The organism is Microbacterium sp. Nx66 (assembly GCF_904066215.1).
GTDB classification, from domain to species: Bacteria; Actinomycetota; Actinomycetes; order Actinomycetales; family Microbacteriaceae; genus Microbacterium; species Microbacterium meiriae.
Map to the genome: position 1 here is coordinate 2,363,104 of NZ_LR880474.1, position 22,059 is coordinate 2,385,162.

The window sequence follows — 22,059 nt, forward strand, 5'->3', positions numbered from 1 at the left end:
TCGAGCCGAGCCCGTGCTCACCCGCACGATCCTGTCCCGTCCGCACGACCGATCCGTCCGTCCGCGTTCTGTCGTGGCCGGGCCGCCTGCACGATCCGGGGGCGGATGCACGACGAGACCGGGGATTCCGTCGTGCGGGTGTCGCGGGGTCGTGCAGGCGTCGCAAATCCCAGGCCGAGGGAAGGGAAGACGATCCGGGTCAGTAGCCGGCGAAGGCGTCCGTGGTGAGGGAACGGGCCTTCTGCAGCGCGGGCGCGAGGTCGGCGATGAGCCGCGGCGGGCCGGAGATGAACGCGTGCCGCGCCGAGAGGTCGTCCACCGCGCTCTCCAGGGTCCCCGCGTCCAGGCGCGCCCCCTGCCCCCACGTCCAGTGCGGAGGAAGGTCGGCCGGCTCGTCGCGGGTGAACACGACCGTGCGCACACCCGTCGCGGCCAGCTCGTCCCGGAAGGCGAGCTCCTCCGCCGAGGACGCCACATAGACGAGAACGATGTCACGCCGCTGCCCCGTCGCCTGGAGCTGCCGAAGCTGCGAGACGAACGGTGTCACACCGATGCCGGCCGCCACCATGAGTACCGGTTGCTCGCCACGCGGCAGGATGAAATCGCCCCAGGTGCCCGTCACCGCGAAGGTCGCGCCGGGCGCGGCCGCCGCGAGAGCGCGCTTGTAGCTCGACGGATGCTGCTGGTCGCCGTTCTTGTAGGCGATGCGGAGTGTCGGGAGGTCGGCGGGGGCGGACACGATGCTGAACTCGCGGCGCGTCCCCCGCGCGTCAGGGCGCCGATGCGGGACATCGAGCTCGAGGTACTGCCCGGGCAGGAACCGCACGCGGCCCTTCGCCCGGAACGTGAGCTCCTGCGCGGTCGGCGTCACGAAGTCGCGGCGCTCGAGGACGAGGCGCACCGAACCGCGGAGGGCGAACGCGAAGGCCACGAGGTTGCCGATGAGCAGGGCGCGCTCCTGCCCGAGCGTGAAGAGGCCCCCCACCGAGATCGGCCACCCCGCGAGGAGCCCGACCACGACGGCGACGACGAGCTGCTGACGACGCCGCGGCGGCAGCGTCAACGGCTCCGACAGCATGAACGCGCCGAGGAAGAGGAACGGCGACTGGAGCACTGCGAACGACAGTGCCGTCGTGAGATCGAAGGAGACGTCGAACTGCCCGGCCTGCACCGCCTGCCGCACGATCGACGTGGCCACGGCGACGACGAGGAACAGGAGGACGACGCCGACCTTCTCCGTGCGCCACAGCACGGCCAGCCCGAGGAGGACGACAGGGATCACGAGAACCGGTGTGCCGACCCACCACGACGACGAGGTGCCGAGCCAGCTGAACGCGCCGAACGCTCCGAGGATCGACACCACCGCGGCGCCGAACGCGGCCGGATTGAAGATGTGTCGTCCCCGCCAGGCGATGAGGTACTTGGACGCGCTCGCCACCGCGCCGGCGATCGCGAGGCCGAGCAGGGCCGGCGGCTCGATACCAGGACGCAGCACGAACAAGAGGATGAGGGCGGTGACGAGGGACGACTCGACGCGCCACGGAAGGCGAAGCAGGCGCTGGGCGACCGCGTCCACGGCGGCGATCGCCACCGCCAGCACCGCGAAGGAGGCCAGCAGCTCGACCGGGGTCGGAGAGACGATCACCCCGAGCAGGGAGAGCACGAGGGCGATGAGCGCGAGTGCCGTCAGCGCGAACAGCACGAGGCGGTACATCGACAGCGCGCCGAGGACGGCGAGGACGCGCTGGCGGGCGGCGGCGAAGGCAGTGGTCATGGTGTCCTGTCTCCCACGGTTCCGGCGGCTCGCGCACGAGCTGCGGTGAAGAGCTCGGCCTGGCAGCCCGGCGAGCGCTGCACACGGCCGTCGGTGGTCATGCGCACCCATTCGACGCCCCAGCGGGTGGCCAGCTCCGGGCCGCCGTCGAAGAACAGCGCGGTGGCCACGGCATCTGCCCTCATCGCCTCCGGGGCCAGTGCCCACGTCGCCGCCCAGGTGCGGACGGGCTGTCCTGTCCGCGCATCGAGCACGTGGTGGAGGCCCTCGCCCCAGGCCCTTCGGTTGACGGCCGATGCGCACAACGCTCCGTCAGCGACCTCGACGACGCCGATCGCCTTCCGCGCATCGAACGGGTGCTCGAGCGCGATGCGCACGCCGGCACCCCGCACGCGGATGTCCCCACCGGCATCCACGACAACATCACCGGGGATGTCGGCCAGCACCGCCATCACGCGGTCGACGAGACGTCCCTTGCCGAGGGCGCCCACGTCGAGGAGGGCGGGATCGTGCGCCTCGACCGTGTCCGCCGACCAGGTCAGCAGGGATGTCCAGGACGCGGGAGCGGGGCGGGGCTCCCCGGCCCGCAGCGAATACGCGGCGTCATAGCCCAGGGCCTCCAGGCTGTCGGCGACCAGGGGGTTCACGGCACCGGCCGTGGCGGCATCGAGATCGCGATAGGCGTCGAGCATCGGCCCCGCGTCCGGCGAGGACAGCGAGCCGCCCGACCGTCCGAGCCGGGCCACATCGGAGTCGTCGCGGAACCGGGACCAGGCGCGATCGAACCGCTCGATCTCCACTGTCACGGCCGCGCGGACGTCATCCGTGAGCGGGGCGCCGGTCTCGATCTCCCACCCGGTGCCGATCGCCTCGAATCGCCACTCCCCCATGAGGACGCCTCGCGCCTAGGCGGCGGCCTGCTCCTTGATGGAGGCCACGGCGTCGTTGAAGCCGCCGCTCGTGAGCGACGACCCGGCGACGCGGCTGACGTTCAGCTCGTCGATCGGCTTCCCCACGACCTCGTCGGCGATCCCGTCGATGAACTCGCCCTGGTACCGCTCGGTCTCCGGGGCCTTCGGGTCGCCCGACACCTCGACCTCCGTCACGACGCCGTCGGCGAGCGTGAGCGTGACGGTGATCTCCTCCACCGTCTCCGGGGTCTGGTACGAGCCGTCGGCGGTGTACGTGCCGTCGGTGTAGGTGCCGGAGGCGTCACCCCCGCTCGACGAGGACGAGGAGCTCGACCCCGCGGTCTCGTCGGTGCCGGTCGAGGTGTCTGCGGCGTCGCCGGTCGACGAGCATCCGGCGAGGACGAACAGCCCTGCGACCCCGAGGAGGGCAGTGCCGGTGCGGACAGAGGTGGGAACGGTCGTGCGGATCATGGGGTCCTCCGTGGTCGGCGTCGGTCGACTCTTCCGTCGATGACTCGACCGTAAGCAGCCCGGCTATGCACGGGCTGTGCCGTCCCGATGCGTTACGCGTCCCCGCCGAACATGCTCGTGACGGAGCCGTCCTCGAAGACCTCGTGGATCGCGCGGGCCAGCAGCGGCGCGATCGGCAGCACGGTCAGCGTCTCCCAGCGGCGCGATTCCGAGAGCGGGATGGTGTCCGTGACGACGACCTCGTCGATGGCCGCGTCCTGCAGCCGCTCGGACGCCGGGTCGCTGAAGATCGCGTGGGTCGCGGCGACGATCACGCGGTGCGCGCCGTTCGCCTTGAGCGCCTGCGCCGCCTTGACGATCGTGCCGCCGGTGTCGATCATGTCGTCGACGAGGAGGCAGGTGCGCCCCTCGACGGTGCCGACGATCTCGTGCACCGAGACCTGGTTGGCGACCTTCGGGTCGCGGCGCTTGTGGATGATCGCGAGCGGCGCCCCGAGGCTGTCCGACCAGGTGTCGGCCACGCGGACGCGTCCCATGTCCGGGGACACCACCGTGAGGATCTCGCGGTCCTCCGGGGTGAGTGTGCGCTCGAAGTGGTCGAGGAGCACCGGCTTGGCGAAGAGGTGGTCGACGGGGCCGTCGAAGAAGCCCTGGATCTGGGCGGCGTGCAGGTCGACGCTCATGACGCGGTCGGCGCCGGCCGTCTTGAGCAGATCGGCGACGAGGCGGGCGCTGATGGGCTCGCGGCCGCGGCCCTTCTTGTCCTGACGCGAATACGGATAGTAGGGGGCGACGACGGTGATCCGCTTGGCCGAGGCGCGCTTGGCGGCGTCGATCATGATGAGCGTCTCCATGAGCCACTCGTTGACCGGCTCGCCGAACGTCTGCACGAGGAAGAGGTCGCAGCCGCGGATCGAGACCTCGAAGCGGGCGTAGATCTCGCCGGAGGCGAAGGTGCGGTGCTCGACCGGAGCGATCTCGGTGCCGAGCGAGGCGGCGACGGCCGCGGTCAGCTCGGGATGCGATCGACCACCCGCGATGACCAGACGCTTCTTCGTCTTGGCGACGAGGCCGGGGGCCACGCCGTTGTCGCGATCCAGGTCGACCGTCTTCTTCTTCCGGGCCATGCTCCGCCTATTCCGCCGAATTCTCCCGGGCCGCGGCATCCGCCGCGCCCGTCCCTGCTCTGTTCTTCTCGACCCACCCCTCGATGTTGCGCTGGGGGGCCACGCTCATGGCCAGAGCACCGGCCGGGACGTCCTTGCGGACGACGGCGCCGGCGCCGGTCTTCGCACCAGGACCAAGCCTAACGGGCGCGACCAGCACCGTGTGCGAGCCCGTGTGCACCTCGTCGCCGATCTCCGTGCGGTGCTTGTTGACGTCGTCGTAGTTGGCGGTGATGGTGCTCGCCCCGAGGTTCACCCCGCGGCCGATGGTCGCATCACCGACGTACGACAGGTGCGGGACCTTGCTGCCCTCGCCGATCTCGGCGTTCTTCGTCTCGACGTAGGCGCCGATCTTGCCCTTCGGGCCGAGCACGGTACCGGCGCGGAGGTACGAGAACGGGCCGACGGTCGCCTCGGCACCGATCACGGCCAGGGTCGCGTCGGTGCGGCGGACGACCGCGTCCTCCCCCACCTCGCAGTCGACGAGCGTGGTGTCCGGGCCGATCGTCGCTCCCGCGGCGATCGTCGTCGCGCGCAGGATCTGCGTGTTCGGGAGCACGGTGACGTCCGGGGCGAGCGTGGCGTCGTCGTCGATCCAGGTCGTGGCCGGGTCGACGATCGTGACGCCCTCGAGCTGCCAGCGGCGCACGATGCGGGCGTTCAGGCGCCGGCCGACCTCGGCGAGCTGGGCGCGGTCGTTGACCCCGAACGTGACCTCGACGTCCGAGACGATCGAGGCGGCGACCCGGTCGCCGTCCCGGCGCACGAGGCCGGGCACATCCGTGAGGTACATCTCGCCCTGCGCGTTGTCGACACCGAGGCGGGGCAGGTAGCTGCGCAGCGTGGCGGCACGGAAGACGTACATTCCTGCGTTGATCTCGCTGACGGCGGCCTCCTCCTCCGTCGCGTCCTTCTGCTCGACGATGCGGTCGACCGTGCCGTCGGCGTCGCGGATGACCCGCCCGTAGCCGGTGGGGTCATCGACGAGGGCGGTCATGAGGGTCGCCGGCGCTCCGGAGGCGCGGTGCTCGGCGAGGAACGTCGACAGCGTCTCGGCATCGGCCAGCGGGCAGTCGCCGGAGAGCACGAGCACGTCGCCGTCGAAGTCGGCGGGAAGGGCATCCACCGCCACCTGGACCGCGCGCCCCGTGCCGGGAACCTCGTCCTGATCGACGAAGACCGCATCCGGGTAGTCCTCATGCAGCGCGGAGACGACCTGATCGCGCTCGTGCCGCACGACCACCTCGATGTGCGCCGGGTGCAGGCGGGTCGCGGTCGTCAGCACGTGTCCGACGAGCGGACGCCCGCCGATCCGGTGCAGCACCTTCGGCAGGCGCGACTTCATGCGCGTGCCTTGGCCTGCGGCGAGGACGACGACGGCGAGGTTGTTCTCAGTCATGCTCCGCCGCCAGGACTCGAACCTAGACCTCACAGCTCCAAAGGCTGTCGTGCTGCCATTACACCACGGCGGACCGCGGCACCCCCGGGGCACCGCCCGATAAGTCTGCCACGTCCCGGTGTCCGTTCCTGTGTGTGCGACCCGCGTCGCACCGGCCCGTCATCCGCCCGAAACACCGCTCTGCGATGCTGGGGCGATGACCATCGTGATCGAGCGCGTCACCGTCGCCACCCCCGAGATCGCGGCCTTCATCGCCGCTCACCATGCGGAGATGGAGGGCACCGCTCCGCCGGAGAGCCAGCATGCGCTTCCGCTCGACCGGCTCCTCACTCCTCGCGTCCGGTTTTTCACGGGGATCGTCGACGGACGGATCGCCGCGACCGGTGCGCTGGCCGTGGTGGCCGACGGACACGAGGAGCTGAAGTCGATGCGCACCGACCCGGCGTTCCGCGGGCGCGGGTTCGGGCGCACGATGCTCGGCCACCTCCTCGACGACGCGGCCGCGCGAGGCATCGGTCGCCTCTCGCTGGAGACCGGCAAGGACCCCTTCTTCGCTCCCGCCCTGGCCATGTACACCGCCGCCGGGTTTCGGGAGGGCGCGCCGTTCGGCTCGTACCTGCCCGACCCGCACAGCGCGTTCCTCACGATGCTGCTCCCCGCGCCCTCCGCAGCCACGACTCCGCCGCACGCGATAATGAACGGATGAGCGAGGCGGATGAGGTCGATCGGATCGTCGGTGCGTGGAACACGCAGCGCCCCGACCTCGACTTCTCCCCGCTCGAGGTGCTGTCCCGCATGGATCGCCTCTCGCGGCACCTCGACCGTGCACGCCGCGAGGTGTTCCGTCGGAGCGACCTGGAGCCGTGGGAGTGGGATGTGCTGTCGGCGCTGCGCCGGGCGGGTTCCCCGTTCCAGCTCTCGCCCAAGCAGCTCCTGCAGCAGACCCTCGTGTCGAGCGGAACCATGACCAACCGCATCGACCGCCTCGTCGGCCGCCGCTTCGTGCGCCGCGAGGCCGACCCGGCGGATGGCCGCAGCGTGCTCGTGACCCTGACTGACGACGGCCGGGTCCGCGTGGACGCCGCGATCACCCGGCTCGTGGACGCCGAGGCCGACCTCCTGCGCGCCCTCTCCCGCGCCGACCGTGACCGGCTGGCCGCCCTGCTGCGGAAACTGAGCCTCAGCTTCGACACCTGACCCGATCCTGGAGTGGTTCGGTTCGGCCTGTTCCGTCCGTTCCGTCCGACCCGTCCGGTCTGTTCCGCCTGCACGATCCGTGCACGGCTGCCCGGGAGAAGTGGTCACCTGGTCGTGCATCCGGACCCGGGTCGTGCAGACGTCGCAGGACCGATCCGACACGGGTCGTGCATCCGGACCCGGGTCGTGCAGACGTCGCAGGACACGACCCGGCACGGATCGTGCGAACGGGTAGGTCAGGGACCGAGGAGGAGGCGCCGGTTCTTGGCCGGGACGGTGTCCGGGAGCGTGGCGACGACCTCGGCGATCGACACTGCCTTCAGCGAAGCCCGCCAGGCGTCGTGGGCGCGGCGCATCACGACGGCGAGTCCGCACGGCGCGGTGCAGTCCTCCGGGCGGGCGGCGCCCCTCCCCTGCTGACGGAGTTCGCGGCAGATGTAGGGGTCGGCGGCGCCGTCCACCGCGGAGACGAGATCGAGGATGCTGATGCTCTCGGGCTCCCTGGCCAGACGGAAACCACCGCGGGGTCCCGTGCTGCCTGTGAGGATTCCGGCGCGGACGAGCTTGGCGAGCTGCTTCGACAGATACGGCCCCGGCACCCCGAAATGCTCGGCGAGCTGCGCTCCGGACACCGTCGACCCCGCGGGGAGCTGAGCGATCACCGCGACGGTGTGCAGCACCCACTCGGAGGTCTCGGGGAGTTTCACTTGCCCATCGTATCGGGACCGCCCTATTGTGGACACACAATATCCATGATTGAAGGAGCGGGCATGCGCATCGCGGTCGCAGGAGGAACGGGACGGATCGGGCGACTGGTCGTCGAAGAGGCCTGGCGTCGGAGGCACGATCCGCTGTCACTCAGCCGCAGCGAGGGCGTCGATCTGACCACGGGCGAAGGCCTCGCCGCTTTGCTACGCGGGGTGGATGCGGTCGTCGATGCGACGAATCCCCCGGTGTCCGACGTCGCCGAGGCCGAGCGGGTGTTCACCACGCTCAGCCGCACGCTGCTCACCGCCGAGGACGAAGCCGGGGTCGGCCACCACGTGGCCCTCTCGATCGCGGCGCTCGATCGCGTGCGCGGCAATCCGCATTATGCGGGTAAGCGCGCCCAGGAGCGTGAGGTCACGCGCGGCGCCGTGCCGTTCACCATCGTGCGGGCGACGCAGTTCCACGACTTCCCCGCGATGATCGCCGAGTGGAGCATCGAGGACGGCGAAGGCATCGTGCCCCCTCTGCTGCTGCAGCCCATCGCGCCCGCAGACGTGGCCGTCGCCCTCGTCGACGCCGCGGAGTCGCCGGCGCTCGGCGGCTCGTTCGACATCGCCGGACCCCGCACGGAGGACGCCGTCGACATGGCGCGCCGCACCCTCGCCGCGTGGGGGCGTGAGCTTCCGCTGCGCGCCGCGTGGAAGGGTGCCGCGCTCGGCGTCGAGTTCGCGGGTGAGGTGCTGCTTCCCGGCGACGACGCGCGGACGGCGCCGACGACCTTCGACGACTGGCTGTCCACCGAAACCCGCTGACACCCCGACCGGTTCCGGGGCTCCGTCTCCGGTCCCCTCGCTCCGGATGCACGACCAGGGTCCGATCGTGGGACGAAAACCCCGGAACGGTCGTGCAGGCGCGACCGGATCGTGCGGCCGAGGCGGACAGCGACCCTGTCTCCGGTCGGGCCCCCACCACTCCGGATGCACGACCAGGGTCCGGACGTGGGACGAGATCCCCGAAACGGTCGTGCAGGCGCAACCGGATCGTGCAACCGAGGCGGGATGAGTGGCGGCCGCGGCCCACGGACTCTGCCCGGCCGGTCGCCTAGGCTGGAAGCACCCGGTCGCGGCCGCGCGACCCCTGCTCCGAAGGCCGAGACATGGGCATGCCCTCCCCGCTTCCCGTGCGCGACGGGGTCGGCGCGACCCGGCTGCACGTGCCGATGACGGGTGCATGGCCCACCGTCGCCGCCTACATGGTCGAGCGGTTCTTCCACCTGGATCCGGAGCGGCTGCTCGTGCGCTTCGACCGCGGGGAGATCGTCGCGCGCGACGGCCGGCCGCTCTCCCGGGACACGCCTCTCGGCGCCGAGGAGTTCGTCTGGTACTACCGGGAGCCTCCGGCCGAGAAGGAGATCCCGTTCGCCGAGGAGATCCTGCACCAGGACGAGCACCTGGTGGTGGTGGACAAGCCGCACTTCCTCCCCACCACGCCGGGCGGCAAGTACCTGCAGAACTCCGCCCTCGTCCGGCTGCGCAACCGTCTCGGCAACCCGGATCTCACGCCCATCCACCGCCTCGACCGGGCCACGGCGGGGCTGCTGATGTTCTCCGCCCGCCCTGCCACCCGCGGCGCCTACCAACTGCTCTTCGAGGACCGCCGCGTGGAGAAGGTCTACGAGGCCGTCTCCGCGCGCCCGGCGGACTGGGATCCGTCGCGGTTCCCGCTCGTCTACCGCAACCGCATCGAGAAGCTCCGCGGTCAGGTGTGCGTGCAGGTGGATGAGGACGGCGAGCCGAACTCCGAGACGCTGATCGAGGTCATCGCCACCGACGACCGCGTCGTGCACACGCTTCTCCGTCCGCACAGCGGGAAGATGCACCAGCTCCGCGTGCACCTCGCCGCGCTCGGCCTCGGCATCCTCCACGACGGCTTCTACCCCGTGCTGCAGCCGGAGCGTCCGGACGACTTCACCCGCCCGCTCCAGCTCCTCGCACGCGAGCTCCGGTTCACCGACCCGCTGAGCGGGCAGGAGCGCACGTTCACCACGCGCCGGAGCCTGCAGGAGGCCCCGGCACGCTGATCGGCCTCAGCGGCGCATGACCTTCCGCGCGAGCCGGGTGCCGAGCGTCTGAGCCACGTGCACGAACACGACGATGAGGAGCACAGCCGCCCACATCACGACAGGCTCGAACTGGCGTCGGCCGTACGTCAACGCAAAGTTTCCCAGCCCGCCTGCGCCGATGTAACCCGCCATCGCCGTCATATCGATAAGCGCCACGATCACGAATGTGTATCCCAGGATTAGCGGCCCAAGCGCCTCGGGGATCACCACCGTGAGGAGGGTTCGCCACGGTCCGGCTCCCATCGCGCGCGCGGCTTCGATGACTCCCGGCGAGACACCGACCAGATGCTGCTCGACGATCCGGCCGATGGCGAACATCGACGCCACCACCAGGGCGACGATGGCAGCGTTCGTGCCGATGCCGCTGCCCACGATGAATCGGGAGAACGGGATCAGGACCGTGATGAGGATCACGAAGGGGATCGGGCGGAAGAAGTTGATGAAGAGGTTCAGCACGGCGGAGATCGCTCTGTTCTGCAGCATGCCGCCCGGCCGTGTCAGGTACAGCCCCACTCCGATCAGGCCTCCCAACAGACCGCCCAGCACCAGCGTCAGCGACACCATGTAAAGCGTCTCGACGGCAGCCGTCCAGAACTCAGGACCCAACTCGATCAGACGATCCATCAGCGCACCTCCTCGCGGTCGATGTCCGTCACTTCGATGCGCTCCGAGATCCGTGCAAGCGTCGCGTCGATGCGAGCGTCGTCCCCGCGGATCGCGAGAGTCAAGTGGCCGAAGGCCCTACCGCGGATGTCGTTGATACCTCCGAAGACGAGCTCGAACTCCAGCCCGGCCTCCGCCAGCTCAAGGAAAACCTGCGCCTGGGACGGACCACCGTCACGGAAGGAGAACGTTACGAGTCGTCCCTGGTGCCGTTCACGCAGGACGGCGCGTTCGGACGGGGAGGGAACGCCCTTGACGACCGTACCGACGAATCGCTGCGACGCGGCATGCTGCGGGTTGGAGAAGACCTCGAACACGTCTCCCTGCTCGATCACTCGCCCGCGGTCCATGACGGCGACCCTGGTCGCGAGCGTCTGGATGACGTCCATCTCGTGGGTGATGACGACGATCGTGACGCCCTGCTCCTCATTGACGCGCTTGAGCAGGGAGAGGACCTCATGTGTCGTCTCCGGGTCCAGCGCACTGGTCGCTTCGTCGGCGAGGAGGATCGCCGGCCTGGTCGCGAGCGCCCGCGCGATCCCGACGCGCTGCTTCTGCCCTCCCGACAGGTGCTCGGGGTACGAGCGTGCCTTGTCGCTCAGCCCCACGAAAGACAGCATCTCGGTCACGCGCGCGTCGATGTCGGCCTTCGACCATCCCGCGAGCTTCAGCGGATACGCGATGTTGGCCCGCACGCTCTTCGATGAGAAGAGGTTGAACTGCTGGAAGATCATCCCGATTCCGCTTCGCACGCGCCGGAGCTCACGTTCGCTGAGTGCGGTGATCTCGACCTCGTCGACGGTGATGCGGCCCGCGGAGGCCGGCTCCAACGCGTTGATGAGCCGCACCAGGGTGGACTTCCCCGCACCCGAATAGCCGATGATTCCGAAGACATCTCCCTGCTCGATCTGCAGAGACACATCGTCGACGGCGGTGATCTGCGTGCCGGATGCGGACGGCGAGGGGTAGCTCTTCGACACGTGCTCGAGGGAGACGATCGGCATAGGTTCTCCGGTCTTGAGGGAGGAAAGGGCGGGGTCGGCCTGAGACGACGAATCGGGCGACGCGTCCGCGTCGCCCGATTCTCTCAGGTGAACCTGATCAACCGTTCGCAGCGACGTCCTTCTGGACGTCCTTCAGCAGCGAGGCCAGCTCATCTGCCGGCGTCTGCAGAGTGACACCGGTTCCTCCGGACGACTTCGCCAGCCCCTCCTGCACAGCTTCGTCGGTCTGGAAGATCTCGACGAGCTTGAGGTACGTCTCATTGTCGACGTCCTCGGCGCGAGACGCGAAGATGTTCACATACTGGAGCGCACTCGGGTCCTCGGGGTCGTCGGTGAAGAGCGCATCGTCGAACGAGAGGCCCGCATCCTCGACGAAGTCGTTGTTGATGACGGCCGCAGCCACGTCGGGCAGAGCCTCCGGGGTGAGAGCAGCCTCCAGCGCGGTGACCTTGACCGACGACTTGCTCTCGTCCACATCTGCGAGATCAGAGAAAGCCGTGCCGCCGTCCTTAAGCTCGACGAGGCCAGCGGCCTGAAGCACGAGAAGCGCGCGGGCCTGGTTGGAGGCGTCGTCGGGAACCGCGACGGTCTCCCCCTCAGGAATGTCCTTCACCGAGTCGTACTTCGTCGAGTAGAGACCGAGCGGGTAGATCTGCGTCGAACCGATCGCCGCGAGGTCATCCCCCGAGGCCTCGTTGTACTGCGCCAGGTACACGACGTGCTGGAACTGATTGAGGTCGATCTCCCCCTCGCTCAGCGCCGGGTTGGGCAGCTCGTACGAGCCGAAGTCGACGAGTTCGACCGTGATGCCGGCGTCAGCCGCCGCATCCACGAAAGCGGGCCACTGCGGGTCGCTCTCGCCGACCACGCCGATCTTGACGGTCTCGTTCTCGGAACCGCCGTCGCCGGACCCCGCGTCGGACGAGGTGGCGCACCCGGCAAGGGCGACGAACAGCGGGACCGCGGCGAGCGCGGCGAGGGCGGAGGTGGTGCGGCGGGACATGATGAGGGGTTCCTTCCTGGCGGGACTCGACAACGTTAGGCAGGAGGCCGCGTTGTCGCGGAATCGGGATGTCACACGGCGTCATAGCCGCGTGGCACCCTCGGTTGCTGGGGTACGTGGAGCCCGCGGTGGCGCATTCCCCACGGCACCGGATCGCGTAAGACAAGGAAACAGTCTTCGCCAGAATTCGGTGCACGTGCTGGGCTCGACGCGCTCATCCGAGCGAAGGCGCCGTCTGGCGCCACAGCAACGACCGGAGAAATCATGAACAGACATCAGAAGGCCGGACTCGCGGTCGCCGCAGCCGCGGCACTTTCCCTCTCCCTCACGTCAGCCGCGTATGCGGCTACCGAAGAGAAGCCTTCGTATGCGTCATCCACGATCGTCGTGTCAGACGTACGAACTGGAGAGATCGTCTACCAGCAGACAGAGCAGATACCGGTTGAGGAGGGCAGCACTACCGCCACCATAGAGACGCGAGTTCCTTCTCCTCCCGTCCCGAGCGCGCCCGTAATCCCCGGTGTCGTGGCTCCACGCTCCTCGGTGGGCGGCAACCACGACAACGGATCGGTCAAGTCGTCCATCACGATTACCTACAGCCTGAACAGCAAAGGCGATCAGATCCGGTCAGAGAAGGTCACCGGTCGATGGACGCCAGATCCCGGGTTCGCCCTCCAGGGTCGAAAGGTAGAGATTTACAGCGGCGGAGGCTCACCGTCCATCATCAAGAAGGCCCCCACGACGAATACCTACAGTTACAACACGGGGTGGGGCTTCCAGACCAAGCCGCCGCAGAACTCGCTCACCTCTCCCCGGGTGCTCGCCGAGGTGAAGTTCAAGCTCTCGGGAACCGGGAGCGCATGGTTGAAGCTGACGCACTGGGTGGATCTTTCAGGCGTGTAGCCGTTGCTACCGGAGCGGGACCGGGCGCAAGCGTGCGCCCGGTCCCGCTTCGCAAGTCCTGTCTGATCGGGACGGGAACGACGAAACCGCATAGCCGCGTGCGAGGCGGGTCAGTCGAGCTCTTCGATGCCCTGCAGGCGCACCTGCTCCAGGTCGAGACGGGCGGAGATCCGGCGGACGACCATGTCGTCCACGGTGCCGGCGCCGCGGAGCCCGAGCAGGACCTCGCGCTTGCGGTCGAGCAGCGCGAGCTTGAGCCGGGTGTGCTCTTCGTGCCGCACGAGCGGCGAGCGCTGGGCGAGGTCGACGTCGGCGGAGGTCGCGATCATCTGCAGCGTCGTGCCGTCCGTCGCCTCGGGGTCGGGGGCGGTCCCGGCCGACACGGCGACGTCGCCCGCGTCCTCGTCCTCGCGGCTGCGCGCATCTCCCCCGGTGCCGTAGGGATCGGGCTCGCCGAGCATCTCGTCCAGCGCGTCGGCCTCGGCGTCGATGAGCGCCTGCTCCCGCGCGAGTGTCCGGGCGTTCGCGAACTCCAGCGCCTGGTACCCCTCGGCACGCACCCGATCGCGCACCTCCTGGCCGATGCCGTGCTCGGCGGCGAGGTCGTCGAGTGCGGCCAGGGCCGCTCCGGAGATCGCGCGCTCGGCGAGCTCGTACTCCTCGTCCTCGGCATGGTCGACCGGGAATCGCGCCCAGCGCACGAGCGCGGGGAGGAGAGGCGCCTGCACGAGGAGGCTGAGCAGGATCACGCCGGCGGTGACGAAGACGATCTCGTCACGGCCGCCCACGACGCTCCCCTCGGAGACGCCGGTCGGCACCGACAGTGCGATCGCCAGCGACACCGCTCCGCGCATGCCGGCGACCGTGGACACGAGTCGGGCGCGGGAGCGGGCGCCGCGCGGCGGGCGTTCGGCCGGGCGACGCTGGAACAGCACGTTGAGGAGCTGGAACACGTACCGGACGGCGAAGAGCGTCGCCCACACGGCGAGCGTCACGAGCACCAGGCGGCCGATGGCGGCGGCGGAGATCTCGTGCGCGACGAACTGCACCTCGAGGCCGATGAGGACGAACAGCGCCCCGTTGAGGAGGAAGACGCCGAACGGCCAGGCGGCGTCGGCCTGTCGGCGCGAGGCCGCCGTCGTCACGCGCGGCGACACCCAGGCGACGATCAGTCCGGCGACGACCACGGCGAGCACGCCCGACGCGTGGACGAGCTCGGCGATGAGGAACGCGGAGAACGGCACGAGCAGCAGCGTGACGTTGATGACGATGGTGGAGGAGATGCGGCGCAGCAGCAGCGTGGCCAGGGCCGCGACCGCGATCCCCGCGGCGATCCCGCCCACGTACGACACCAGAACGTCCCAGGTGACCGAGAGCGGCGTCACCTGGCCGCCCAGCGCGAGGGACACCGCGATGGCGTAGAGCACGAGCGCGGTGCCGTCGTTGGTCAGGCTCTCGGCCTTGAGCTTCATGAACATCCGACGCGGCAGCAGCCGACCGAGGGCCGCGACGGCCGTGGCGTCGGGCGGCGCGACCGCGGCCCCGAGGATGAGGGCGATCTCCCAGGGCATGCCGAACAGCACGCCGATGCCGGCCACCGCGAACGCGGAGGCGACGACGAGAAGGGTGCTCATCGGCACGATGTAGCGGAAGTCGCGGCGGATCGACCGCAGCGACGTGGTCAGGCTCTCCCAGAACAGCATCACCGGCAGGAACAGCAGCAGCACGGTCTCCGGCGGAAGCTGCACCTCGCGCAGCGGCGGGATGAATCCCAGCGCCAGACCGAGGATGACGAGGACGAGGGGCAGCGCGAGACGCACGCGCGGGGCGATCAGGGTTCCGACGAGGATCGTGAGTCCGAGCAGGACGGTTACTTCGAGGCCTTCCATCGCTACTCCCAACAGTCGTGGGAGAAGGATATTCCTCCGTCAGCCGATCTGCTCCGTGAGTTCGAACCAGCGCAGCTCCAGCTCCTCGATCTCGGCCTCCTGCGCCGAGATCGCCTTCATCCGCTCGCCGAGGCCCTCGTAGTCGGACTGGTCGTGGTCGGCGAGGGCGTGCTTGGCCGTGTCGACCTGCTGCGTGAGCTTCTGGATGCGGCGCTCCAGGGCGGCGGCTTCCTTCTGCGCCGCCCGGAGAGCAGCGCCGTCGAGACCGCTCGTTGCGGGGGCCGCTGCCGCGGTCGCCGGGGCCGTCTCGAGGTGCTGTCGCAGGCGCAGGTACTCGTCGACGCCGCCCGGGAGATGCCGCAGGCGCCCCGCGCCGTCCGGACCGGGAAGGATCGCGTACTGCTGATCCGTCACCCGCTCCAGGAAGTACCGGTCGTGGCTCACGACGAGGAGCGTGCCCGACCAGGAGTCGAGGAGGTCCTCGATCGCGGCGAGCATGTCGGTGTCCATGTCGTTCGTGGGCTCGTCGAGGATGAGCACGTTCGGCTGGTCGAGCAGCACCAGCAGCAGCTGCAACCGACGCTGCTGGCCACCGGAGAGATCCTTCACCGGCGTCGAGAGCTGGGCGGACGAGAACCCGAGTCGCTCCAGGAGCTGTCCGGGCGTGAGGTCCTGCGCCTTCGACCCGGCGCCGAGCGTGTACGACGTGCGCAGACCCGAGATGACCACGCGCACGGGGTCGTTCCAGTGCGGCAGGAGTTCGTCGAGGCGCTGCGTGAGAGTGCGCACCTGCACGGTCTTCCCTCGCTTGATCCGCCCCTCGGTGGGCTCGACCGTGCCGGAGATGAGCCCCAGGAGGGTGGACTTCCCGGCACCGTTCACGCCGAGGATGCCCGTGCGCTCGCCCGGGGCGATCCGCCACTCCACGTCCTTGAGCACGGTCTTCCCGCCCCCTGAGCCTCCCTGGGTCCCTGAGCCTCCCTGGGTCCCTGAGCCTGCCTGGGTCCCTGAGCCTGCCTGGGTCCCTGAGCTTGTCGAAGGGTACGTCACCCCCACATCGAGCAGGTCGACGACGTCCTTGCCCAGCCGCGAGACGGCGAGCGACTGCAGCGAGACCTTGTCGCGGATCTCGGGCACGTCGGCGATGAGCTCGTTGGCGGCGTCGATGCGGAACTTCGGCTTGCTGGTGCGGGCCGGGGCACCGCGGCGCAGCCAGGCGAGCTCCTTGCGGGCGAGGTTCTGCCGCTTCGCCTCTGTCGCCGCCGCCATGCGGTCGCGCTCGACCCGCTGCAGGATGTAGGCCGCGTAGCCGCCCTCGAAGGGCTCGACGATGCGGTCGTGCACCTCCCACGTCTCGGTGCAGATCTCGTCGAGGAACCACCGGTCGTGGGTCACGACGAGGAGGGCTCCGGCGTTCGCGGGCCAGCGCTTCTTGAGGTGCCCGGCGAGCCACGTGATCGCCTCGACGTCGAGGTGGTTCGTCGGCTCATCGAGCGCGATGACGTCCCAGTCGCCCGTGAGCAGTTTCGCGAGGGACACACGGCGGCGCTGCCCGCCGGAGAGGGAGCCGATCTGCGCGTCCCACGGCAGATCCGTCAGCAGCCCCTCGATCACATCGCGGACGCGGGCGTCTCCGGCCCATTCGTGCTCGGCCATGTCGCCGACCACGGCGGCGGCGATCGTGATGTCGTCGGGGAGCGTGTCGGCCTGGTCGAGGACGCCGATGCGGGTGCCGCCGCGCACGGTCACGCGCCCGGAGTCCGGTTCCTTCCGGCCGGCGAGCATGGCGAGAAGGCTGGACTTGCCGTCGCCGTTGCGGCCGACGATGCCGATGCGGTCGCCCTCCTCGATGCCGAGGGTCACGGCGTCGAAGACGACGCGGGTCGGGTATTCGAGGTGCAGGGCTTCGGCCCCGAGAAGATGTGCCATGTCCTCTCCAGGGTAGTCGCGCCGCGTCGGGCGGTCGCCCGGTCAGACGAGCGAGGGGGCGAAGAGCTCTGGCAGCGCGGCGGTGAAGACCTCGAAGTGGCTGTACCAGACGGTGTGGGCGGCGCCGGGGATGCTGCGCACCGTCACCCCGCCGTGCTCGAACCGTCGCGCGTCCTCATCGGTCACCCAGGCGCTGGGTTCCGCGCGCACGACGATGGAGCCGGGGGCGGCGGTCCAATGGCCGTCCTCCCCGCAGGAGACGGAGGCCGCCGTCGGCGGGTCGAACCGCTCGGCCGCCCGCGCCTCGACCGTGGCGTCGTCGACGGAGTAGAAAGGACGGAGGCGGCGGAGTTCGGCGGGCGACATGCGCGCGCGGCGGTCATGTTCGTACTGCGACACGAGGGCGGCGCGATCCTGGCCGCCCTGGAGGGCGAGCGGCGCGTCGACGTAGACGGCGAGGCCCGGGTCGAGGCGCGGCGCGGCGGCGGCGAGCACGGTGGCGCCGAAGGAGTGCCCCACGGCGACGGCGAGGGTGGAGCAGGCGCGGTCCCCCGGGGTGCCCTCGGCATCGCAGCCTGCCGCGACCTGCGCCAGAGTCTCGATGACGGCGTCGGCGGCCGTCTCGATCGTGAGCTCCGGATCACGCGGCGAGAGGCCGTGGCCGGGCAGATCGAGCGCCAGCACGCGGAAGCCGCGTTCCACGAGCAGCGGGACCACGCGGTGCCAGCTCTCGGCGGACCCCATCATGCCGTGCAGCAGCACGGCGACGCGGTCGCCCTCCCCGGCTTCGATGACGTTCAGGAGCACGGAGCCAGTCAACCACGGTCGTTATCCTTTCGTGATACGACTTTCGGCCAGATTCCTTCGAACCTTCGTTCGAATGTCAGTGGTCGGTGATGGACTGACGTCATGCCCGCACTGCTCGACGCGACCGACTCCCAGATGGCGATGCTCGCCGATCTGGTGGAGGGGCTGGAAGCGGCCGAGAAGACGCTGAGCAGCATGCAGGCCGCGCGGGATGGTCTCCTGGCGATGGCGGGGCGGCTTGCGGTCGACATCGCTCGGCAGGCGCGTCATCCGGACGGCGGCGACATGGCGATCCGCACGGTCGCCGCGGAGATCGGGGCCGCACAGCGCGTCAGCGACCGCGCGATCGAACGGCGGATGTCCGAGGCGTCCTGGCTGGTCGAGCGGTTCCCCACCGTCTGGGAGGCCCAGGGCGCCGGACGGATCAGCGCCGCGCACGCGCGGCTGATCGTGGAGGCGGGCGCTCATCTCGATGACCCGGACGACCGTTCGTGTTTCGCGACGGAGGCGATCGAGGTGGCCGCTGCGGAGTCTCCGAACCGGATACGCCGGCTCGTGCGCCGACTGGCCGACCGGCTCCAGGAGCGGACGCTCGTCGAGCGACACCGCGACGCCAGGGAGCTGCGCCGCGTCTGGGTGACCGACCTCGAGGATGGCATGGCCGAACTCGGTGCGCGCGGCCCTGCGGCCCTCGTGCACGGCATGTTCGACCGGCTCTCCCAGATGGCGCATGCCGTGCGGGAGGAGAACGCGCGAGCACACCGTCGGGAGGCGGAGGAGAGCATCCCCGACGACAGGACCGTGGATCAGCTGCGCGCGGACCTGCTCGCCGACCTCGTCCTGACGGGCGCTCCGGCGGGACATGACTCGGAAGAAGGACTGCTCTCGGAACTTCGAGCGCGCGTCGAGGTCACCGTGCCGGTGCTGACCCTGATGCACGGCGAGCAGGAAGGGACCACGGGCGGCACTCCGATCCTCGCCGCCGAGCTCGACGGGGTGATCCCGATCGATCCGGCCACGGCCCGCCGACTGGCCGGCGCGGCGAGCGGATGGGACCGGGTGCTCACTCACCCGATCAGCGGGGCGCTGCTGGCCGTCGACCGGTACCGGCCGAGCGAAGACCTCCGCCGGCACCTGCGGGCCCGCGATCAACGCTGCCGCTTCCCCGGCTGCGGCCTCGCGCCGCGGAAGTGCGACCTCGATCACAATCACGATGCGGCGCTCGGCGGCGAGACCGTGCACGACAACCTCGCGACCTTCTGTCGACGACATCACATGCTCAAACACCACTCTCCGTGGCACGTCGAGCAGGGGCCGGGCGGCGTTCTGGAGTGGACGAGCCCCACCGGCCGGAGCTACATCGACCGACCGCCGCCTCCGCACACCGTGACCTTCGCCGAGGATCCCCCGTGGTCTTCGCCCGTGATCGCGCCGGCTCACTGAGCAGCCCTAGGGTGGAGGGCATGTCGAGCCCCGAATCAGACAGGTCGGGGGCTGCCGGTCACACCGTCAGCCCCGTGAACCGCTGATCCCTTCGTCCGCCCTGTCGGCGGGCGCGCGCCGGTGACCCGGGCGCTGACCGTGGTGACGAGAAGCCCTCCTCTTCCCTCTCACCTCGGAGCACTCGATGCCTTTCCCCCTCTATGCCCTCGCCCTGGCGGTCTTCGTCATGGGCACCTCGGAGTTCATGCTCGCTGGACTCCTCCCCGCGATCGCGGACGACCTCCACGTCCCGGTCGGCACGGCCGGTCTCCTCACCTCGGCCTTCGCCGTCGGCATGGTCGTGGGCGCGCCCGCCATGGCCGCGTTCGCGCGTGAGTGGCCGCCGCGTCGCACGCTCATCGTCTGCCTGGCGCTCTTCGCCGCGTGCCATGTCGTCGGCGCGGTGACGTCTGCCTTCGAGCTCCTCCTCGTCATGCGCGTGCTCGGCGCCCTCGCGAACGCGGGGTTCCTCGCCGTCGCTCTCCGTACGGTGACTCTCCTCGTCCCCCGCGAACGCACGGGACGCGCCCTCGCGGTGGTGCTCTCGGGGACGACCATCGCCACCGTCGTCGGCGTCCCTGCGGGGGCGGTGCTCGGCAGCGCATCGAGCTGGCGGGCCACCTTCGCCGCCGTCGCGCTGCTCTGTCTCCCCGCACTCCTCGGGATCCTCCGTGGAGTGCCGACGACGATCCGGGGCGCGACGCCGGCGCAGCCCCGGTCGACATCCGGAGCAGCCCCGGCGCCGGCGCATCCCGCCAGGAAGGCACCGTCCCTGCGCGCGGAAATCGCCCTCCTGGTGACACCGCCTCTCGCCCTCGCGATGATCCTGGCGGCGCTGGTGAACGCGGGGACCTTCGCGGTCTTCACGTTCCTGGCGCCGATCGTCACCGAGATCGCCGGTCTGCCCGACGCTGCGGTCTCGGTCGCGCTCGTCTTGTTCGGTCTCGGCTCGTTCCTCGGCGTGACCATCGCCGGTCGATACGCTGATCGGCACTCGGGCGCGTTGCTCGCCGTCGGTGGACCGCTGCTCCTGGGCGGCTGGATCGTCCTGGCGACGGTCGCGGATCAGCCGGTCGCGCTGCTGGTTCTCGTCTTCGTGCAGGGCATGGCCTCGTTCGGCGTGGGAAGCACCTTGATCACCCGCGTCCTGTACGCCGCCTCCGCCGCCCCGACGATGGGAGGGTCCTACGCGACCGCCGCCCTGAACCTCGGTGCCGTGATCGGTCCGGCCTGGGGCGGCTGGACGCTCGCCAGCGGAGCCGGTCCGCTCTCCCCCGTCGCGGTCGCCGTGACCCTGTCGGCCTGTGCCCTCCTTCTTGCCCTGATCACGCGAAGAAGGCACTCCGGCAGCTGACGCCACGAGGCTGAGCCCTGACAACGGCGACGAGCCGCCCGGACCCGAAGGTCCGGACGGCTCGTCGTGCCCGACGTTCGCGGGGAACGAGGACGGTCTCGCTTCTGCTTACTCGTACGACTTCACGATCTCGAGGAGGCTCGGAACGTTGGCGTACGCCTCGGCCGCGTTCTCCTTGGTCACGATGACCGGCGGGAGCAGGTAGGCCGGGACGACCTTCTTGCCGTTGTCGTACTGGTCGGTGTCGTTGACGTCGACCTCGTCGCCCTTCTGGAGCTGACCGACCATCTTGATGGCCTGCTCCACGAGCAGCGTGGTGTCCTTGTTGATCGTGGAGTACTGCACGCCCTCCATGATCGACTTCACCGACTCGACCTCGGAGTCCTGACCGGTGACCACCGGGACGGGCTTGCCTGCCTGCTGCGCCGAGGTGATGATGGCGCGGGCGAGGGTGTCGTTCGGGGACAGGACGCCGTCGAGCGTCTCCGAGCCGTAGCTCGACGTGAGGATCGAGTCCATGCGACGCTGTGCGTTCTCCGGCTTCCAGCCCTCGGTCGCCGTCTGGGAGATCTCGGTCTGCCCGGAGACGACGTTCAGCGTGCCGTCGTCGATCTTCGGCTGCAGCACCTCCATCGCCCCGTTGAAGAACACCGCCGAGTTGGCGTCGTCCGGCGAGCCCGAGAACAGCTCGATGTTGTACGGCGCCTCGTGACCCGCGCGCTCGGCGAGGCCGTCGAGCAGCGCCTGGCCCTGGAGCTTGCCGACCTCGAAGTTGTCGAAGGCGACGTAGTAGTCCACGGCGTCGGTGTTCTCGATGAGACGGTCGTAGGCGATGACCGCGACACCCGCGTCGCGGGCGGCCTCCACCTGCGTGGTGAGCTGCTTGCCGTCCTTGGCACCGATGATGATGACCTTGGCGCCACCGGTGACCATCGCCTGGATCTGGTTCTGCTGCTCGGCGACCGTGTTGCTGGCGGGCGCGTACTGCACGTCCGCCTTGAAACCGGCCTTCTCCAGGCCGTCGGTGAACAGCTGACCGGCCAGGACCCAGTTCTCCGAGGTCTTGTCGGGCAGAGCGACACCGATCGTGGAGCCGGCGTCGAAGCCCGAGGCGGTCTCCTCGCCCGACCCCGAACCCGAGTCCCCACCGCCGCGCTCCGAGGAGCAGCCGGTGAGGGCGAATGCGCCCGCGACGACAAGCGCTGTCGCCGACAGAAGGATCTTCTTCATGTGATCTCTTTCTCTGGTGTGTGCAGGTCCCGCCGCGCCTGCGTTGC

The 22,059-nt window shown here is 69.8% G+C and carries 20 protein-coding genes and 1 tRNA gene; 7 read left to right on the forward strand and 14 right to left on the reverse strand.

Going from position 1 to position 22,059, the window contains the following annotated elements:
• Positions 1-199: 199 nt before the first annotated feature.
• The 6 genes from MICNX66_RS11290 to MICNX66_RS11315 form a co-directional block, all read right to left on the reverse strand.
• Positions 200-1,774, reverse strand: a complete 1,575-nt coding sequence (locus MICNX66_RS11290; RefSeq protein WP_187661960.1) for an FAD-dependent oxidoreductase — start codon at positions 1,772-1,774, stop codon at positions 200-202.
• The gene (locus tag MICNX66_RS11295; RefSeq protein ID WP_187661961.1) at positions 1,771-2,664 is read right to left on the reverse strand and encodes an FAD:protein FMN transferase; all 894 of its coding nucleotides are present in this window, start codon (positions 2,662-2,664) and stop codon (positions 1,771-1,773) included. Before MICNX66_RS11295 ends, MICNX66_RS11290 begins: the two co-directional genes overlap by 4 nt.
• A 15-nt stretch (positions 2,665-2,679) precedes the next feature.
• On the reverse strand, positions 2,680-3,156 hold the full coding sequence (locus MICNX66_RS11300; protein WP_187661962.1) for an FMN-binding protein: 477 nt from the start codon (positions 3,154-3,156) through the stop codon (positions 2,680-2,682).
• A gap of 92 nt (positions 3,157-3,248) precedes the next feature.
• On the reverse strand, positions 3,249-4,283 hold the full coding sequence (locus MICNX66_RS11305; protein ID WP_187661963.1) for a ribose-phosphate diphosphokinase: 1,035 nt from the start codon (positions 4,281-4,283) through the stop codon (positions 3,249-3,251).
• Positions 4,284-4,290: 7 nt separating this feature from the next.
• A complete protein-coding gene (gene glmU / locus MICNX66_RS11310; RefSeq protein WP_187661964.1) occupies positions 4,291-5,721 on the reverse strand; it encodes a bifunctional UDP-N-acetylglucosamine diphosphorylase/glucosamine-1-phosphate N-acetyltransferase GlmU in 1,431 nt (476 codons plus the stop codon).
• Position 5,722: 1 nt separating this feature from the next.
• A tRNA-Gln gene (locus MICNX66_RS11315) sits at positions 5,723-5,794 on the reverse strand.
• A gap of 123 nt (positions 5,795-5,917) precedes the next feature.
• Here MICNX66_RS11315 and MICNX66_RS11320 point away from each other — a divergent pair.
• Positions 5,918-6,427, forward strand: a complete 510-nt coding sequence (locus tag MICNX66_RS11320; protein WP_187661965.1) for a GNAT family N-acetyltransferase — start codon at positions 5,918-5,920, stop codon at positions 6,425-6,427.
• The gene (locus tag MICNX66_RS11325; RefSeq protein ID WP_025105633.1) at positions 6,424-6,918 is read left to right on the forward strand and encodes a MarR family winged helix-turn-helix transcriptional regulator; all 495 of its coding nucleotides are present in this window, start codon (positions 6,424-6,426) and stop codon (positions 6,916-6,918) included. The genes MICNX66_RS11320 and MICNX66_RS11325 overlap by 4 nt, the downstream gene beginning before the upstream one ends.
• Before the next feature lie 236 nt (positions 6,919-7,154).
• On the opposite strand, the gene MICNX66_RS11330 is transcribed toward MICNX66_RS11325, so the two are convergent.
• Positions 7,155-7,625: an RrF2 family transcriptional regulator gene (locus MICNX66_RS11330; protein WP_187661966.1), complete on the reverse strand. Its 471-nt coding sequence runs from the start codon at positions 7,623-7,625 to the stop codon at positions 7,155-7,157.
• A 45-nt stretch (positions 7,626-7,670) separates the two neighbouring features.
• On the opposite strand from MICNX66_RS11330, the gene MICNX66_RS11335 reads away from it, so the two are divergent.
• Positions 7,671-8,438: an SDR family oxidoreductase gene (locus MICNX66_RS11335; protein ID WP_232089054.1), complete on the forward strand. Its 768-nt coding sequence runs from the start codon at positions 7,671-7,673 to the stop codon at positions 8,436-8,438.
• A 344-nt stretch (positions 8,439-8,782) separates the two neighbouring features.
• Positions 8,783-9,706, forward strand: coding sequence for a pseudouridine synthase (locus MICNX66_RS11340; RefSeq protein ID WP_187661968.1), 924 nt, complete (start codon positions 8,783-8,785; stop codon positions 9,704-9,706).
• 6 nt (positions 9,707-9,712) lie between these two features.
• Here MICNX66_RS11340 and MICNX66_RS11345 read toward each other — a convergent pair whose 3' ends face one another.
• The 3 genes from MICNX66_RS11345 to MICNX66_RS11355 form a co-directional block, all read right to left on the reverse strand.
• On the reverse strand, positions 9,713-10,372 hold the full coding sequence (locus MICNX66_RS11345) for a methionine ABC transporter permease (RefSeq protein WP_187661969.1): 660 nt from the start codon (positions 10,370-10,372) through the stop codon (positions 9,713-9,715).
• A complete protein-coding gene (locus MICNX66_RS11350; protein WP_187661970.1) occupies positions 10,372-11,415 on the reverse strand; it encodes a methionine ABC transporter ATP-binding protein in 1,044 nt (347 codons plus the stop codon). Before MICNX66_RS11350 ends, MICNX66_RS11345 begins: the two co-directional genes overlap by 1 nt.
• 97 nt (positions 11,416-11,512) lie before the next feature.
• Positions 11,513-12,418 carry a MetQ/NlpA family ABC transporter substrate-binding protein gene (locus MICNX66_RS11355; RefSeq protein WP_187661971.1) on the reverse strand — a complete coding sequence of 302 codons (906 nt, stop codon included), beginning with the start codon at positions 12,416-12,418 and terminating at the stop codon, positions 11,513-11,515.
• A 264-nt stretch (positions 12,419-12,682) separates the two neighbouring features.
• Here MICNX66_RS11355 and MICNX66_RS11360 point away from each other — a divergent pair, with 264 nt between their 5' ends.
• On the forward strand, positions 12,683-13,321 hold the full coding sequence (locus tag MICNX66_RS11360; RefSeq protein ID WP_187661972.1) for a hypothetical protein: 639 nt from the start codon (positions 12,683-12,685) through the stop codon (positions 13,319-13,321).
• A 110-nt stretch (positions 13,322-13,431) separates the two neighbouring features.
• On the opposite strand, the gene MICNX66_RS11365 is transcribed toward MICNX66_RS11360, so the two are convergent.
• From MICNX66_RS11365 to MICNX66_RS11375, 3 genes are read right to left on the reverse strand one after another with little or no spacing between them, the layout of a single operon-like run.
• A complete protein-coding gene (locus MICNX66_RS11365; protein ID WP_187661973.1) occupies positions 13,432-15,210 on the reverse strand; it encodes a Na+/H+ antiporter in 1,779 nt (592 codons plus the stop codon).
• Positions 15,211-15,249: 39 nt separating this feature from the next.
• Complete coding sequence (locus MICNX66_RS11370) at positions 15,250-17,139, reverse strand: ABC-F family ATP-binding cassette domain-containing protein (protein ID WP_187661974.1); 1,890 nt, start codon at positions 17,137-17,139, stop codon at positions 15,250-15,252.
• Positions 17,140-17,181: 42 nt separating this feature from the next.
• The gene (locus tag MICNX66_RS11375) at positions 17,182-17,946 is read right to left on the reverse strand and encodes an alpha/beta fold hydrolase (RefSeq protein ID WP_187661975.1); all 765 of its coding nucleotides are present in this window, start codon (positions 17,944-17,946) and stop codon (positions 17,182-17,184) included.
• A 102-nt stretch (positions 17,947-18,048) separates the two neighbouring features.
• On the opposite strand from MICNX66_RS11375, the gene MICNX66_RS11380 reads away from it, so the two are divergent.
• Positions 18,049-19,389 carry an HNH endonuclease signature motif containing protein gene (locus MICNX66_RS11380; RefSeq protein ID WP_187661976.1) on the forward strand — a complete coding sequence of 447 codons (1,341 nt, stop codon included), beginning with the start codon at positions 18,049-18,051 and terminating at the stop codon, positions 19,387-19,389.
• A 184-nt stretch (positions 19,390-19,573) separates the two neighbouring features.
• Complete coding sequence (locus tag MICNX66_RS11385; protein ID WP_187661977.1) at positions 19,574-20,782, forward strand: Cmx/CmrA family chloramphenicol efflux MFS transporter; 1,209 nt, start codon at positions 19,574-19,576, stop codon at positions 20,780-20,782.
• Between the two features lie 108 nt (positions 20,783-20,890).
• On the opposite strand, the gene MICNX66_RS11390 is transcribed toward MICNX66_RS11385, so the two are convergent.
• The gene (locus MICNX66_RS11390) at positions 20,891-22,012 is read right to left on the reverse strand and encodes a substrate-binding domain-containing protein (RefSeq protein ID WP_187661978.1); all 1,122 of its coding nucleotides are present in this window, start codon (positions 22,010-22,012) and stop codon (positions 20,891-20,893) included.
• Positions 22,013-22,059: the final 47 nt, after the last annotated feature.